The 15,928-nt window shown below is 38.8% G+C and carries 15 protein-coding genes and 1 tRNA gene; 6 read left to right on the top strand and 10 right to left on the bottom strand.

Going from position 1 to position 15,928, the window contains the following annotated elements; translation table 11 throughout:
• Window positions 1–169 precede the first annotated feature (169 nt).
• The gene (locus B091_RS0103395; RefSeq protein WP_018108603.1) at window positions 170–1,270 is read right to left on the bottom strand and encodes a type II toxin-antitoxin system HipA family toxin; all 1,101 of its coding nucleotides are present in this window, start codon (window positions 1,268–1,270) and stop codon (window positions 170–172) included.
• Window positions 1,263–1,580 carry a helix-turn-helix domain-containing protein gene (locus B091_RS0103390; RefSeq protein WP_018108602.1) on the bottom strand — a complete coding sequence of 106 codons (318 nt, stop codon included), beginning with the start codon at window positions 1,578–1,580 and terminating at the stop codon, window positions 1,263–1,265. Before B091_RS0103390 ends, B091_RS0103395 begins: the two co-directional genes overlap by 8 nt.
• A 350-nt stretch (window positions 1,581–1,930) precedes the next feature.
• Between B091_RS0103390 and B091_RS11680 the strand changes: the two genes are divergently transcribed.
• Window positions 1,931–2,122 (top strand): hypothetical protein, encoded by a 192-nt coding sequence (locus tag B091_RS11680; RefSeq protein ID WP_018108601.1) that lies wholly within the window; start codon window positions 1,931–1,933, stop codon window positions 2,120–2,122.
• Window positions 2,123–2,215: 93 nt separating this feature from the next.
• Here B091_RS11680 and B091_RS0103380 read toward each other — a convergent pair.
• Both B091_RS0103380 and B091_RS0103375 read right to left on the bottom strand, forming a co-directional pair.
• A tRNA-Pro gene (locus B091_RS0103380) sits at window positions 2,216–2,290 on the bottom strand.
• A 98-nt stretch (window positions 2,291–2,388) separates the two neighbouring features.
• Complete coding sequence (locus tag B091_RS0103375; RefSeq protein WP_018108600.1) at window positions 2,389–3,096, bottom strand: tRNA1(Val) (adenine(37)-N6)-methyltransferase; 708 nt, start codon at window positions 3,094–3,096, stop codon at window positions 2,389–2,391.
• 181 nt (window positions 3,097–3,277) lie between these two features.
• Between B091_RS0103375 and lon the strand changes: the two genes are divergently transcribed.
• The 5 genes from lon to B091_RS0103350 all read left to right on the top strand — a co-directional run bounded on the left by lon (window position 3,278) and on the right by B091_RS0103350 (window position 9,978).
• Complete coding sequence (lon, locus tag B091_RS0103370; protein ID WP_018108599.1) at window positions 3,278–5,749, top strand: endopeptidase La; 2,472 nt, start codon at window positions 3,278–3,280, stop codon at window positions 5,747–5,749.
• 17 nt (window positions 5,750–5,766) lie between these two features.
• Window positions 5,767–6,897, top strand: coding sequence for a tRNA guanosine(34) transglycosylase Tgt (tgt, locus tag B091_RS0103365; protein WP_018108598.1), 1,131 nt, complete (start codon window positions 5,767–5,769; stop codon window positions 6,895–6,897).
• Between the two features lie 13 nt (window positions 6,898–6,910).
• Window positions 6,911–8,002, top strand: coding sequence for an LptF/LptG family permease (locus B091_RS0103360; RefSeq protein ID WP_018108597.1), 1,092 nt, complete (start codon window positions 6,911–6,913; stop codon window positions 8,000–8,002).
• A gap of 114 nt (window positions 8,003–8,116) precedes the next feature.
• Window positions 8,117–8,938: a 3-methyl-2-oxobutanoate hydroxymethyltransferase gene (panB, locus tag B091_RS0103355; protein ID WP_018108596.1), complete on the top strand. Its 822-nt coding sequence runs from the start codon at window positions 8,117–8,119 to the stop codon at window positions 8,936–8,938.
• Between the two features lie 455 nt (window positions 8,939–9,393).
• Window positions 9,394–9,978 (top strand): Crp/Fnr family transcriptional regulator, encoded by a 585-nt coding sequence (locus B091_RS0103350; protein ID WP_018108595.1) that lies wholly within the window; start codon window positions 9,394–9,396, stop codon window positions 9,976–9,978.
• A gap of 10 nt (window positions 9,979–9,988) precedes the next feature.
• On the opposite strand, the gene trpA is transcribed toward B091_RS0103350, so the two are convergent.
• From trpA to trpB, 6 genes are read right to left on the bottom strand one after another with little or no spacing between them, the layout of a single operon-like run.
• On the bottom strand, window positions 9,989–10,762 hold the full coding sequence (trpA, locus tag B091_RS0103345; RefSeq protein ID WP_018108594.1) for a tryptophan synthase subunit alpha: 774 nt from the start codon (window positions 10,760–10,762) through the stop codon (window positions 9,989–9,991).
• Window positions 10,749–11,387: a phosphoribosylanthranilate isomerase gene (locus B091_RS0103340; protein WP_018108593.1), complete on the bottom strand. Its 639-nt coding sequence runs from the start codon at window positions 11,385–11,387 to the stop codon at window positions 10,749–10,751. The genes trpA and B091_RS0103340 overlap by 14 nt, the downstream gene beginning before the upstream one ends.
• On the bottom strand, window positions 11,381–12,160 hold the full coding sequence (gene trpC / locus B091_RS0103335) for an indole-3-glycerol phosphate synthase TrpC (RefSeq protein ID WP_018108592.1): 780 nt from the start codon (window positions 12,158–12,160) through the stop codon (window positions 11,381–11,383). Before trpC ends, B091_RS0103340 begins: the two co-directional genes overlap by 7 nt.
• 4 nt (window positions 12,161–12,164) lie before the next feature.
• On the bottom strand, window positions 12,165–13,163 hold the full coding sequence (trpD, locus tag B091_RS0103330; RefSeq protein ID WP_018108591.1) for an anthranilate phosphoribosyltransferase: 999 nt from the start codon (window positions 13,161–13,163) through the stop codon (window positions 12,165–12,167).
• A 4-nt stretch (window positions 13,164–13,167) separates the two neighbouring features.
• The gene (locus tag B091_RS0103325) at window positions 13,168–14,586 is read right to left on the bottom strand and encodes an anthranilate synthase component I family protein (RefSeq protein WP_018108590.1); all 1,419 of its coding nucleotides are present in this window, start codon (window positions 14,584–14,586) and stop codon (window positions 13,168–13,170) included.
• Window positions 14,583–15,773 (bottom strand): tryptophan synthase subunit beta, encoded by a 1,191-nt coding sequence (trpB, locus tag B091_RS0103320; RefSeq protein WP_018108589.1) that lies wholly within the window; start codon window positions 15,771–15,773, stop codon window positions 14,583–14,585. The genes B091_RS0103325 and trpB overlap by 4 nt, the downstream gene beginning before the upstream one ends.
• Between the last annotated feature and the right edge of the window lie 155 nt (window positions 15,774–15,928).

Here is a 15,928-nt window from a genome sequence, read left to right as displayed (position 1 = left end):
GCTTTTGAATGGACTTAAGGAAGTTGTTTAGTTCTTCACCTGTTTTGAACTGTTTAAAGAACTCATCGGGGATTAAATCTTCTGTTTTCATACATGTCTAAGTTTTTTATTATAAAACAACGGCTCAGGTAAAGTTGTTACCCAAGCCGATCATTTTAACTTACACACTTTATGAAAGGGTGTCCTTAAAACAAACTATTTTATCAGCAATTTCTTCATAAATCAATTTGCATTTACTCACATCCAATCCCACTTTTTTCGCTACAGCAAAAATATCCTCTTTAGTTGGATTGCCCTTTCCATTAATTGTCGTAGTATGATAACCATTAAAGCCCTCATTGGGTAAAATATCATAAGCAGGAGAAAGTTTCCATTCCTTATGTTTGAGGATGAAAGAAAAGTTCTTGGCATGGTCATCTTTGTTGCCAATTAACACATTGAAAACCATCAAGCGATACATTTTATAAACTTCCTCCATATCACGAGTAAGATTTAGGCAGATAGTGAGCAAGCCTTCATAATCGAGGCTAGGCAATCTATAATCAGCATTTACCAAACCAGCTGCACTAATCACATGACACTTAATTCCATTCTCTCTATCAAATCGTTTTACTCCAAAGTATTTTCCTTCAAAGAGTTTTGTTTCAGGCATTATCAAACCACATTGGCGAGCTAGCACTGAATAGTTATATTCTATTTCTCCCACATTCTTTGGGACGATGCCAGCTTTGAATTTTACCATCCACTCTTCATTGTCTATTTTCAAAAACACTTTTGGCCTTGCTCCACCCGAAGAGCCACCATGTCTGTAAAGTGCCTCTAAACTACCCGAAGTATATTCATCTGAATTTAAAAGTTTTTCAGCATCTTCTGCTATTTTGTTTAGTTCCAAGTAGTCAGCATCTTCTATAACACTATTGTCTGGATAATATTCCAATGCTCCACGTCCAGCTTTACCAATGAGTGAAAGGCGTTGCAAAATAGTTAGTTGATAAGGATTGATACCTTTCTCTTTCAAGTATCTATCCAAGATAAGATTCCCCCAACCATCAGGCAAACTATCATCAAATACCCCAAAGTTTCCTGCAAATGGGCCACGCTTTGCTATAAAAACTTGAGCTTTCAGAGGTAAGTAATAAGGCGAAATGGACACTCCATTTTGCAAATAGTTTGCATCATATTCGAATGCGCATAGGTTTTCAGGTGTAAGAGCTAGTTTGCCTATTCTCTCCCCTGCCAAGGCTACTTCTAAAACTTTGATATCATTCATTTCTGCTACCTCTTTGTCTAGTTTCTACTTTCGACGATGCTACCACATCATCAATACTTGTATATTGCTTTTTAGAAAACAGCTCTAAAAAGTCATCAGTAGCATCCAACGCAAAAGCAATCTGCACCAAGCTTTTCAACGAGATATCTCCCATTGTTTCAAAACGTCGATAACTCGACAAAGACATATCTGAACGCTTTGCCAATGCACTTTGAGTAAGATTTAATTCTAATCTTCTCGTTTTAACTGCTTCTGCTATCTTTAACATTACAGAAGAGGGTGTTTCTATAGTTGGGATTCCTTTAATCATCTATTATTGAGTGGTTGTATGCAAATATAAGGATAATAAGTCAAATATGAGTGATTAGTATTGCTTTTTTAAATTCAAAATGGCTCTGCATTTTAAGCATTATTTGGTCAATTGAGCCTCGTATCAAGTTAATTACACAACGAAATATCGCAAAGCGATTCAGTAATATATTGATTACAAGCATTATTCTAGGAATTTGAATAGTTAAATGTTGCAAAGCCTTACTTTTAGTTGCGTAAAGGTTTAACTTTAAGCTACTTTAAAAAAGCTTTTTATCCCTTTCTTGATATCTAATTGTGCAGTCATAAAAGATATATGAAACTGGAACTCCAGTTTTAGAAAGTCAAGATTTGGATGCCGACAATGTAACTAAAGTGAATATTTGGGCTATAGAAGAGATCGACTGGGATAATGTCTTCTATCCCCTATGGGACGATTTATTTGGCAGTAATTATCCATCAATGACCATTGGCTATATCTCAGCACTTGGTATGCCCGAAATCAAAATTGAAATCGAAATTCACGCGGCTAAGGGCGAGTAAAACGGATCACGAAAGAATGACAATCGAACTATTTAGTAAATAGAGGATTATAAAAGGAAAGGAGCTTTAGAATATTCTAAAGCTCCTTTTGTGTCGGGGTACCAGGATTCGAACCTGGGACCCCCTGCTCCCAAAGCAGGTGCGCTAACCGGGCTGCGCTACACCCCGTGCTCAAAGACAATTGCCTGTCTAAAGCGTTGCAAAGATAAAAGTAATTTTATTTACTGCAAAGTTTTTAAGCGAAATAATTAAACAAAATATTATTATCACATATTTAAATAGAACTCTTTGGTAAGTTCAATATATGCTGAACTATACTTATGTCGCTCAATCTCAATTAGTAAATCCTCCTCTACTAGGTCGCTCTCCTTAAATTGAAACTCTAATATCACTCTTCTTATTTTGCCTCCGAGATTAGTTTGAATTTGAATACAACGTGTAAGATTGAGTTTTAGAGATTGCGCAATTGCAGTAAAATTATCTTTTGCTTCAATAGGTAAGATGAAGCATGCTATTCCTTCATCAGTCAAGAGCCTGGCAACACCTGACAACAAATCGGTAAAGCTCAGACCTTCGGTATGCCTTGCAGCATTCTTAGCAATACTAGGCGAAAGCAAAGAGTTAACAAAATAGGGTGGATTCGATACAATAAGATCAAACTTATCAGGATGATTAAAGTATTTAAAGTTTAGGTTATGAAGCGTAAGACGAGTCGCCCATGGAGATTTATCAAAGTTTTCTCTTGCCTGCTGGGCAGCATCAGCATCAAGTTCGATAGCTGTTATTTCAGCTGTGGAGTTTCTTTGCGCAAGCATTAAGGCAATTAAACCTGAACCCGTACCAACATCAAGCACATTTGATTTGTTATATATAGGTGCAATAGCACCGAGCAAGACCCCGTCAGTCCCAACTTTCATTGCACATCGATCGTGCCAAACAGTAAATTGCTTAAACCTAAAATAAGGAGTTGCCATGATAAATTTGCTAAATAATTAAATATTGCAAAATTAGTATTTAAACTAAGACTAATAAGACTTTGGCACCCTATTTGCTTATAATATGTACCTTATCTTATTACAATTAATAAAGAATAGATTAACTTTGCAGGCGTTTTGTGTCTGCCATTGTGACATAATAACAATTAAAGAACTGATTATGGATAATATATATATGAAAGAGATGGAAGACGCTGGAAGCAATACCTTATCGTTAATTGCCGACTTCGAAGGAAGTGAAGAGCAAATGATGGATATTGAAATCGAGCAAGCGATTCCCGTATTACCATTGCGCAACATGGTTTTGTTCCCTGGTGTGTTTTTACCCGTAGCTGTAGGGAGAGCATCCTCACTTCGACTTGTAAAAGACGCTGAACAAAATCAGGGCTATATTGCTGTTGCTTGCCAGAAAAAAGCACAAACAGATCAACCTAAGTTTGAAGATCTATACGAAACTGGCTGCATTGCTAAAATCGTTCGTACACTTGAAATGCCCGACCAAACCGTAACGGTAATTCTTCAAGGCGTACGCAGAATGACATTAAATTCGATTACTGAAGAGACTCCTTATTTGAAGGGAGAAGTTACTCTATTGAATGAGGTGCTTTTGGATAAAGAAAACGAAGAAGACATTGCATTGGTTGAAACTTGCAAGGATTTAACAATCCGTTATATAAGAACTGCAGACACGATGAATCCTGAGTCTGCTTTTGGTATTAAGAACATCAACAACCAGATGTTTTTAATCAACTTTATCTGTACTAATTTGCCTTTCCCTATGGAAGAGAAAATGCAGCTATTACAGATAGACTCTCTTCGTGAGCGTGCCAACAAATTACTACGTATCCTAAACAGAGAAGTACAACTTGCAGATATCAAAGCTTCAATTCAGATGAGAACTCGTGAAGATATTGATCAGCAACAAAAAGAGTATTTCCTGCAACAACAAATAAAAGCCATTCAGAATGAACTTGGCAGCAACAGCCAGGAAGAAGAAATTGAAGAGCTACGCGAGAAAGGCGAGCAAAAAATGTGGAGTGATGAGGTATACGAAATCTTTAATAAAGAGGTCGATAAATTAGAACGTACTAACACACAATCTCCCGACTTTAGTATCCAGATGAACTATGTTCAAACCATGCTAAGCCTACCTTGGAATGAGTTTACCAAAGACAACCATAACCTACCTAGTGCAGAGAAAATCCTTAACAGAGATCACTATGGCCTAGACAAAGTTAAGGAGCGAATTCTCGAACATCTTGCAGTGCTTAAGCTAAAACAAGATATGAAGTCGCCAATTATCTGTCTTTATGGCCCTCCTGGGGTTGGTAAAACTTCACTAGGACGCTCAATTGCTGATGCCTTAAAAAGAAAATACATCCGTATGTCTTTAGGTGGGGTTCACGACGAATCTGAAATTAGAGGTCACCGTCGTACCTATATTGGTGCAATGCCTGGACGTATCGTCAAAAGTTTGATTAAAGCAGGTTCATCGAATCCTGTATTTATTCTTGATGAAATTGATAAATTAGGATCCTCCAATCAGGGTGATCCAGCTTCTGCATTGCTTGAGGTTTTAGATCCAGAGCAGAACTCAACCTTCCATGATAATTACTTAGATATCGACTACGACTTATCTAAAGTGATGTTCATAGCTACAGCTAATAATATCAATGCTATTCCAGAACCTCTATTAGACCGTATGGAACTTATTGAGGTTAGTGGATATATAACAGAAGAAAAAGTAGAAATAGCGCGCAAGCATCTCCTACCCAAATTGCTTACCAACACAGGTATGAAAAAAGGCGATGTTAAGCTACCAAAAAAAACGCTAGAAGCTTTAGTTGAAAGCTATACCAGAGAAAGCGGTGTGCGTAACCTAGAGAAGATTATTGGTAAGATTTTACGTAAAGTGGCAGTTAAGTTTGCTGCCGAAGACAAGATTGAGCCAGTTGAAGTGAAAGTAGAAGACTTAAAAGAGTTGCTTGGAGCACCTTACTTCTCAAGAGACAAATACCAAGGTAATGAATATGCTGGTGTTGTTACAGGACTTGCTTGGACAGCTGTTGGTGGTGAAATTTTATTCGTAGAAACAAGTTTAAGCAAAAGCAAAGATAAGGGAGGCAAGCTCACCCTTACTGGAAACTTAGGTGATGTAATGAAAGAGTCGGCAGTACTAGCTCTAGAATACATTAAAACACATGCTACCGATATTAATATTGACGAGTCTGTTTTTGAGAATTGGAACTTCCACGTGCACGTGCCCGAAGGCGCTATCCCTAAAGATGGTCCTTCAGCAGGAATCACGATGGCAACCTCCCTGGCTTCAGCCTTAACTCAACGCAAGATTAAACCTAATTTAGCGATGACAGGCGAAATCACACTCAGAGGAAGAGTCTTGCCAGTTGGTGGTATCAAAGAAAAGATACTTGCTGCAAAGCGTGCAGGTATAAAGGACATTATTTTAAGTGAAGACAACAAAAAAGATATTGAAGAGATTCAAGATATTTATATTAAAGGCTTAACTTTCCATTTTGTACGTGAGATTCGTGAAGTACTTGATATCGCCCTCACCGATGAGCAAGTAAAGAATCCAGTCCAACTTACTGTCGAGAAAGAAGATAAGAAATAATAGCTTAAACAGAATTAATGGATTTTCAATTACAATATACAGACTCCAAAAGCAATGCGCGTGCAGGACTATTAACTACTGCACACGGTCAAATTCAAACACCTATATTCATGCCTGTCGGTACAGTAGGAAGTGTTAAAGGAGTTCAAGCAACTGATTTGCTTGATGACATTAAGGCTCAAATCATTTTGGGTAATACCTACCACCTTTACTTAAGACCAGGTTTAGAGGTTTTAGAACGTGCTGGAGGTTTGCATAAGTTCAATAGTTTTACAGGGCCAATGCTTACCGATAGTGGTGGGTTTCAGGTTTTCTCATTAGCTGGCATACGTAAGATTACAGAAGAAGGTGTTGAATTTAGATCACATATTGATGGAAGTAAGCATTTCTTCACCCCTGAAAAGGTGATGGACATCCAACGAACAATTGGTGCAGACATCATAATGGCTTTCGACGAATGTCCTCCTGGTACTGCAACCTACGATTATGCAAAACAATCAATGGAGTTAACGCATCGTTGGCTGGATCGTTGTTTTACCCAATTTAACGAAACTCAACCCAAGTACGGATACGAGCAAGCACTCTTTCCTATAGTTCAAGGTTGTGTATATCCAGACCTACGCAGAGCTTCAGCAGAATATATTGCATCAAAAGGAGCCGACGGCAACGCCATTGGTGGCTTAGCTGTAGGCGAACCTGCGGAGAAGATGTATGAAATGATTGAACTTGTTAATGAGATTCTTCCAACTGACAAGCCACGCTACCTTATGGGTGTTGGTACACCCGAGAACATACTCGAAGCCATCGAACGTGGTGTTGATATGTTTGACTGCGTTATGCCTACACGTAACGGTAGAAATGGGATGTTATTTACTAAGGATGGCACTATGAATATGAAAAACAAGAAGTGGGAATTCGACTTCTCACCAATCGAAGCCGATGGAGCCTCTTTTGTTGATACTTTATATTCTAAAGCCTATCTTCGTCACCTTTTTCATGCTAAAGAACTATTAGCTATGCAGATAGCTTCTATTCATAATTTAGCATTCTATCTGTGGCTGGTTGATGAAGCACGTCAACATATTATTGCTGGAGACTTTTCAACTTGGAAGCCTATGATGGTAAAAAGAATTACAACAAGATTATAGAAGCCTCAGAAAGATGAAAAGACTATTATCACGCTTAGATTGGTATATAATTAAGAAATTCCTAGGAACATACTTTTTCGCAATAACACTTGTGATATCTATTGCTGTGGTATTCGACTTTACCGAGCGTATGGATAGGTTCATGAATAATAATGCCCCTTGGAGTGCTATTATTTTTGATTATTACATGAACTTCATCCCCTACTTTGCCAATCTATTTAGTGCTTTATTCGTATTTATTGCTGTTATATTCTTCACCTCGAAACTTGCTGAGAACTCTGAGATCATAGCAATGCTGTCGACGGGTATGAGTTTTACACGATTTCTACGGCCCTACATGATATCGGCAGGAGTAATTGCACTCTCAACATTCATACTTGGTAGCTATGTTATTCCTAAAGGTAGTGCCTCAAGGTTGGAGTTCGAAAACATATACTACAAACCGCGAAAAGCTACTACAGCGAGCAATATACAATTACATGTTGAAGATGGATTAATAGCTTATATTGACCGCTATTCTGATTATAATAAAACGGGATATCGCTTTATTCTTGACAAATTCGAAGATAAGAAGCTTGTATCTCACTTGACTGCTCGCTCTATAACCTACGACACCACTGCAGTCAATAAGTGGACTATTAAAGATTATTCATTACGTCAATTTGAAGGGTTGAAAGAAAAGGTCAGCAGTGGAGCTCGTTTAGATACAATCATTGCAATGGAGCCTTCCGACTTCTTAGACTTCAAGAATCAACAACAGATGATGACTAATCCTGAACTCAGCACCTATATAGATAAGCAAAAGAGAAGAGGATTGGGTAACACCACAGAATATGAGATTGAATATCATAAGCGAATAGCCATGTCTTTTGCTGCATTTATTCTCACAATCATTGGGGCATCTCTATCTTCGAGAAAGTCTAAAAAAGGGATGGGACTCTATCTAGGAATAGGTTTAGCACTTAGCTTTTCGTATATCCTGTTCCAAACCATTTCGGCTACATTTGCTGTAACTGGTATGGTTTCTCCAGCACTAGCTATGTGGATTCCCAATATTGTCTATATGTTTATTGCTTTCTTCTTATATAAGAAAGCCCCTCGTTGATTTCTATTCACGAAATCTTAAGTCGAGTAGTATCAGAATAAACCTAAACTTTAAGAATGATTTTGAATTACCTGTTCTTAGCTTAGAGCAGACTCATATTTAATTTAATTTATTATGGCTGGTTATATATCAGATAACAAAAAAAAGATTACGACTCACACACTTGCTGAAATGAAGCAAGCAGGTGAAAAAATATCTATGCTTACTGCTTACGACTACACTACCGCAGGCATTGTAGATCGTTCAGGAATGGAGATTATACTTGTTGGTGATTCTGCTGCCAATGTCATGGCTGGCTATAGCACAACTCTCCCAATAACACTTGATGAGATGATTTATCATGGCAAATGTGTAACACGTGCTGTAAATAGAGCACTAGTTGTTTTGGATATGCCATTTGGTACGTATCAGGGTGACTCTTCTGTAGGAGTAGCTTCAGCTATCCGAATGATTAAAGAGACTGGAGTGGATGCTATAAAACTTGAGGGAGGCGAAGAGATTATCGAGACTGTCAGAAAGATCGTTAACTCTAGTATTCCCGTGATGGGCCATTTAGGCTTAATGCCTCAATCAATTAACAAATATGGAAACTACGGTTTACGTGCTAAAGATGATGCAGAAGCAGACAAATTAATCCGTGATGCTCGCTTACTTCAAGAAGCTGGCTGTTTTGCTTTGGTTCTCGAAAAGATCCCTGCCGAACTAGCCGAGCGTGTAAGCAGAGAGCTCGACATCCCTGTTATTGGTATTGGTGCTGGAGGTGGTGTTGACGGACAGGTTTTGGTTATTCAGGACATGTTAGGCATGAATAATGACTTTAAACCGAAGTTCTTACGCAGGTATGCCAACCTTGAAGAAGTCATGACTGGAGCAATTCAAGCCTATATTGGTGATGTAAAGAGCAAAGATTTCCCGAACGAATCGGAACAATATTAAGGATTTCAATTCGATAGATATAATCATATTAATAAGCCACCAAGGAAATTAAGCTTTGGTGGCTTATTATTTATGCCTGAGCGTGTTATTAAACATAAAAACTAGAGGCTAGATAGTACAAAAAATATATTTATTTTATATAAATTAGCAGATAGGTTAAAGACAGAGATACTATTGATTTTCTTAATAGTTTGCACTGGCTTAAGTTAGATGATTTGCTTTGATGTAATACCCACATTTACGATTCAATATAATAAACTGTTTTTAACCTCTGAATATCTACATATTACATTATACGGGTATTACTTTTACAGCCGTGTTTAATAAGTGATTATTGAACACGGCTTCTTTTTATATCCATAAGCAATGAGAGACAAATGATTTGACTTAATCTACTTCGCTTTAATCAGATTAAGTCGTATTTTTGAGTTCATTAAACTAGAAGCAGATAAGCTATGCCCCACTTTTTCATAGATAACTTAAGAAAATACGGAACAATTAGTACTGAGACAGAAAAGCTACTTTTACCGTTAATTCAGCACTGTACTAAACCGAAAGGGGCACATTTACTCCTCAAAGGACAACTCACGACTGGTTTGTATATCCTCGAGAAGGGCATCATGCGTTTCTACTACGAACGTGAAGGAAAAGAAGTTACGACTTGGTTCTGCAAAGAGAATCAAGTAGCTTTTAGCTCGGCCTTCTTCTTCAAGATACGATCATTCGAAAACATTCAACTCCTCGAAGACTCTTCTATCTATTATGTTAAAGATACTGATTTCAATCAGCTATATAAGGAATCGGAAGAGATGAATACCATTGGCCGAAAACTATCCGAAGAGTACTGTATGGAATTTGAAGAGCGTGTTGCCTCACTTCAAACCCAAACAGCCCTCCAGCGTTATGAAAAACTTCTGAGCAGTTCACCTGATATCTTTCAGCGTGTTCCTCTGGGACAAATCGCTTCGTACTTGGCTATTTCTCAAGAGACACTCAGCAGAATCCGCCGTAAGTTTGCCAAAAACGCGACTAGCAAATAAGATCAATTTATTAAACTCCTAAATCCTGCTTCAAACGACAAACAGCTTTTTCTGGTGAGGCTTCTTGCCCCAGAAGCTGAATAAACTTGCTACCTACAATGACACCTTGGGCATTACGATTTGCGGCCTCTCGTGTCTGAGCATTTGAAATACCAAAACCAATCAGTCTAGGATTCTTTAAACCCATAGCATCTACACGCTTGAAGTAGTCTTGCAGGGGATCACCAAACTTATCTTGAGAACCTGTTACAGCTGTTGAAGAAACCACATAGATAAACCCATCGGTATTCTGGTCGATCAGACGAATCCGTGACTCCGAAGTTGCAGGGGTAATGAGCATAATAATCTTTATATTATACTTCTCAGCAACCAGCTTATAATCTTCAATATATTCGTTGAACGGTAGGTCAGGGATAATTACACCATCAATACCAACCGACTGACAATGCTCGCAAAACGATTCAAAACCAAATTGCAAGATTGGATTAAGATAACCCATGAGGATTAACGGAATTGAAACCTCCTTTCGAACATCTTTGAGTTGTGAGAATAGCAGTTTCAAGCTCATGCCTTGATCGAGTGCTATTTTGCTACTCTGCTGAATAGTGGGGCCATCGGCCATAGGGTCTGAAAAAGGAATACCAATTTCGAGTAGATCAACACCCCCAGCCTCCAAAGCTTTAATGGTAGGCAAAGTAGATTCCGGTTTTGGATAACCAGCTGTAAAGTATACAGACAAGATATCGCTTTTCTTATTTCTAAAAAGTATATTAATTCGATTCATCGTTGAGTTGTTTTATAAAGGTTTCTAATTGATTAATATTTTTGAGCCCAAGCTCGATTTCGAACCGACTATTCAGGTCAACCCCTAGCAAAAGTGGATGCTTGAGTTCTTTTATTCGGTAAGCATCGCCGATACCAATACCACCACTAAGTAGGAAAGGTGTAGTGCCGTTGTAAGCTTCGAGTAAATCCCAATTAAACTTGCGTCCCGATCCTCCGTAAGCTGTAGTCTTTGTATCAAATAAAAAATAACTACAAGCTCGCTCGTAATCGGCTATTGACTTCAAGTCTTCTTTGCTTTCTAAACTAAAAGCTTTTATCACAGGTATAAAGCTTTGAACTTGCTTACAGAAACTAGGTGATTCACCCCCATGCAACTGAACCAAGTCGAAATGATACTGCTCAACAGACGCTTTAATATCTTCTAAGCTCGTATTAACAAATACACCAACACGTTGGATTGAAGAGTTTATCTTTGACATGTTTTGAGCTAGAACTTCGTTATTTAAATCAATATATCGCGGTGATTTAGGATAGCAGATAAACCCAAGATAGTCTACCTGCAAATGAGATAACGCTTCTATATTGTCAGCATACTTCATTCCACAAACCTTAACTTTCAACATAGTTCTTTAATTAAATTGGTTAGTGCTAAACCTGGATCAGAAGTTCCCATAAAGCTCTCTCCCATCAGAAAGCCTCGATATCCCAAGGCGCGTAACTCCTTTAGGGTTCCAGCCGATGAGAGTCCACTCTCGGATATTTTCAGGAATTCGCGAGGTATTGCATCGGCTAGGTTCACTGAGATTCCAACATCAGTTACAAAGCATTTTAAGTCTCTGTTATTAACCCCTACCACATCAATATATTGGTTCAGGTGGTCAAGCTCTGCCTTGTTGTGTACTTCGAGCAAGGTATCTAATTCGCATGATTTGGCTAGCTCTGCCAGTGTAAGAGTCTCTTGTTTGGTCAATGCTGCAGCAATTAATAGCACGGCATCGGCTTGAAGTACCTTAGCTTCAAGAATCTGATAGGCTGATACCATAAAGTCTTTACGCAACAAAGGGGTACTAGTTAAAGCTCTTGCTTGTTTGAAGTCGGCAAGTGTTCCTCCAAAAAATGGATAATCGGTCAATACTGAAATTGCCGCTGCCCCACCCTCAACATATTGAGGTATGACCTCTTCAACTTTAGCCTCCTTGAATATCCAATCACGAGATGGTGACCGCCTTTTAAATTCTGCAATAATTCCAGTAGTAGAGTTTTCCAAAGCCTCCTTAAAATAACCTCTATGCATGGGGTCAACCAACTTTTCTAGCTCACCGTAAGAAACCTCTTTTTGTCTACTCGCAACCTCTACACGCTTCTTTGCTATTATTTCGTCTAATATATTACTCATAATCTCAACTGTTTAGTTCTAGAAATAGACGATACGTCTCTTTCAACTTACCACTCTCAATAGTTTCTCGAGCCAAGCCAATGCACTCTTCAATAGTTTTTTGCTTATCTACCAACTGGATTGCAAAACCTGCGTTGGCAATCACCACATTTTTCTGTGCCGAAGTAGCACGGTTATGTATGACATCCGAAAAAATAGCTGCTGCTTGTTCTACAGTTTCTCCACCATATATTGAAGTTTGATTTAATTGCTCAAAGCCAAGTTGATTAGGAGTACAAAGCTGCTCCCCTAGTTTAGTTACCACCTTAAAGCTATCAGTCAGAGAAATCTCATCATATCCATCGATAGAGTGAACTATAGAGAAGTCTATGTTCGTGTTTTGGTAGATATACTGATACATTCGTAGCATTTTAAGGTTAAACACGCCCAAGAGCACATGTTGGTTACGTATAGGATTAACCAAAGGCCCCAGCATATTAAAGAACGTTCGTACTCCTAGCTCTCTTCGAATAGGTGCAACTACCTTCAGGGCATCGTTAAACATAGGAGCATGAAGAAAACAGAGGTTAGCTTTATCAAGCGAACGCTCTAATTCACCAATATTATTAGTGAATTTAACTCCGTGTTGCTCCATTACAGTAGAGGATCCACTAACCGAGCTAGCACCATAATTACCATGTTTGGCTACTTTGTAACCAGCAGCAGCGACGACAAAGCAAGATAGTGTAGAGATATTAAATGTATTTTTACCATCTCCACCCGTCCCTACAATATCTAGAGGTTTATACGCATTTAGAGCAGTCAAATCGGTACCCAGCTGATAGAGCGCATCTCTGAAACCCAAAAATTCTTCGATATTGATTCCACGCATAATATAGACACTGATCAAAGCGGCTATTTGTGCCGCATTGTATTTATCTTGCCCTATACCCTGTAGCACAGCACAAGCTTCTTGTCGGTCTAACTGCTGATTTTCAAAAAGTTTAGTCAATAATAGTTTCATAATTTCACTTAATTAATTCGTTAGCAGAAAGAATAGCTTTCTTGAGTGCACCTAGCTTATTTTTCACTTCGTTTACCTCATCATCGACATTGGATTGAGCAGTAATTCCACCTCCTGCTCTATAGTATAATGTATTATTATAGCTCAAAAACGTTCGAATAGTGATGGCTTGATTTATATTCCCATTAAAGCCAATCGAACCAATACATCCACCATAAAAACCTCTTTGCTGAGTCTCGAGTTTTGAGATATAATCTAATGCATTGACTTTAGGGCTTCCCACTAAGGTTCCTGCAGGAAAGGTGTCGGTGAATATTTTAAGACCAGAAACCTCAGAGTTTACAGCACCACTCACCCTAGAAACCAAATGGATAACATGTGAGTAGAACTGAACATTTTTGTAAAACTCTACTTTGACGTCGGAGCAGTTTTTCTTTAAATCATCTTCAGCATACTCCACCAACATATCATGCTCCTCTAGTTCCTTGGGGTCGGAAAGCAAACGCTTAGCTAGTTCGTTATCCTGTTTTTCATCACCTGTTCTGCGGTAGGTTCCTGCAATAGGGTCAATCACGGCTCGTCCATTAGTAATCCGACAATGTGTTTCGGGTGAAGAGCCAAAGATACGGAAAGCACCAAAGTCGAAATAGAAAAGATAAGGTGAAGGATTTATAGAACGTAAAGCACGATAAACATTGAATTCATCGCCTTGGAAATTCTGATAAAAGCTACGAGATAAGACAATCTGATCTAACTCTGATGACTTACAAAGTGCAATCCCCTCTGACACCATTTGCGCATGCTCTTGGTCAGTAAGCGCCGAGGTCTCATAGCCAACAGATGAAAATGGATAGTTGATTATATCTTGATTGACCAATTGGTTGATTAATTGATCTGTCCGACTGGGTGTATCTTCGACTTGATTTTCGATAATACTCAGCTCATTGGTTAGGTGATTTATTACAATAACAAAACGGTAAAAGATATAGTATAGCTCAGGGATTTGAGGTTGATTATCGTCAGGACTAATAAAGTCGCCAGATAGATTAAAATAGCGGATTGCCTCATGCGAGGTATAGCCAAAGAGTCCATTGTTTTCGGGCTGCTCTCCTTCCATTTTAAAACTATCTAGGAACGCTTGAAAACTGTCCAAGAAGGGTATTCCTAGCGAGTTGGTCTTGGCATAATCGTAGATCTCCTCTACCACTGAATCTTGACCTCGAAGAATTTCGGCTCTTCCGTTCTGAAGTTTGTAACTAGCAACGGGTTCAATCCCAATAAAAGAATAACTGTTTTCTCTCGAGTTATAGTCGGAACTTTCCAATAGAGCCGAACTAACATAGAGATCTCTAATCTTCAGGTAAAGGGTTATAGGGGTTTCCAAATCGGATAATAAGCGTGTTACTTTTGTCTGTATTCTCATGATCTCTTGTTTTTTAGTTGCAGATAGGTCTCAATGTCTTTATCTCCACGACCCGAAAGACAGAGGACTAGGATGTCATCAGGAGCGAATTTCTTTGTTTTTAAAATAGCCAAAGCATGTGCCGACTCAATTGCTGGAATAATCCCCTCGAGCTCTGTGAGTTCAAAAGCAGCATCTATAGCCTGATCGTCAGTAACAGCAAAAACCTCCGAACGTCCAACCTTGGCCAGATGTGCATGAAGTGGTCCAATCCCTGGATAATCTAAACCTGCCGAAATGGAATAGGGCTCTATTATTTGTCCATCTTCATCTTGCATAAGTAGCGTTTTACTGCCATGAATTATCCCCAATTTACCCGAGTGGATAGTGGCAGCTGTTTGACCTGTATCGACACCAAGCCCTGCGGCTTCCGCCAAAATGACATGTACTGATTCGTGGTCTAAGTAGTGATAAATCATACCTGCTGCATTACTTCCCCCTCCTACACAAGCAATCACGTAATCGGGAAGCTCAACACCTTCGTGTTCCAATAATTGACGCTTAGCCTCCTCACTAATAATGGATTGCAAACGAGCAACCATATCGGGATACGGATGAGGACCTACGGTTGAACCTATAATGTAGTAGGTATCTTGAGGATGTGAACACCAGTCTCTTATGGCTTCATTGGTTGCATCTTTGAGCGTTTGATTGCCACTAGTTACGGGGATTACGGTAGCTCCTAACATCTGCATTTTTTCGACATTCACTCGCTGACGTTCTACATCGAGGGCACCCATATAAACCAAACACTCCATACCCATCAAAGCACAAACCGTAGCCGTAGCTACACCATGCTGACCAGCACCAGTTTCAGCAATAATACGAGTTTTACCTAGCTCACGTGCTAAAAGAATCTGCCCAATAGTATTATTGATTTTGTGAGCTCCTGTATGGTTGAGGTCTTCACGCTTGAGATATACCTTGCAACCGTATTTTTCAGATAGCCTCTTGGCCAAATAAAGTGGTGAGGGTCTGCCCACATAATCCTGCAAAAGCTTGCGGTAAGCCAACTGAAAAGGCTCACTCTCTATAATCCGCAAATAATTATCTTGAAGCTCTTTAATGTTTTCGTATAGCACTTCGGGGACATAAGCTCCACCAAAATCACCATAATATCCTCTTGAATCTACTGCATAGTTTTTCATCTCTGTTCGTTTTTAAGCATAAAAAAAGGCCTATCGTGAGTACGATAGACCTTGTATATTTTATTTTATTAGTATTTACATTTTAAAATAAGCACAGGTAGTTCCGCTCACAATATTGACATTGTAAGTTCCACCACCAATTCGTATTTTGTATT

Origin of the sequence: Bacteroides propionicifaciens DSM 19291 = JCM 14649, from assembly GCF_000375405.1 — a bacterium.
GTDB classification, from domain to species: Bacteria; Bacteroidota; Bacteroidia; order Bacteroidales; family Bacteroidaceae; genus Bacteroides_E; species Bacteroides_E propionicifaciens.
Note: the sequence above shows the minus strand (reverse complement) of the source record. Positions and strands in the feature narration are given on the sequence as shown.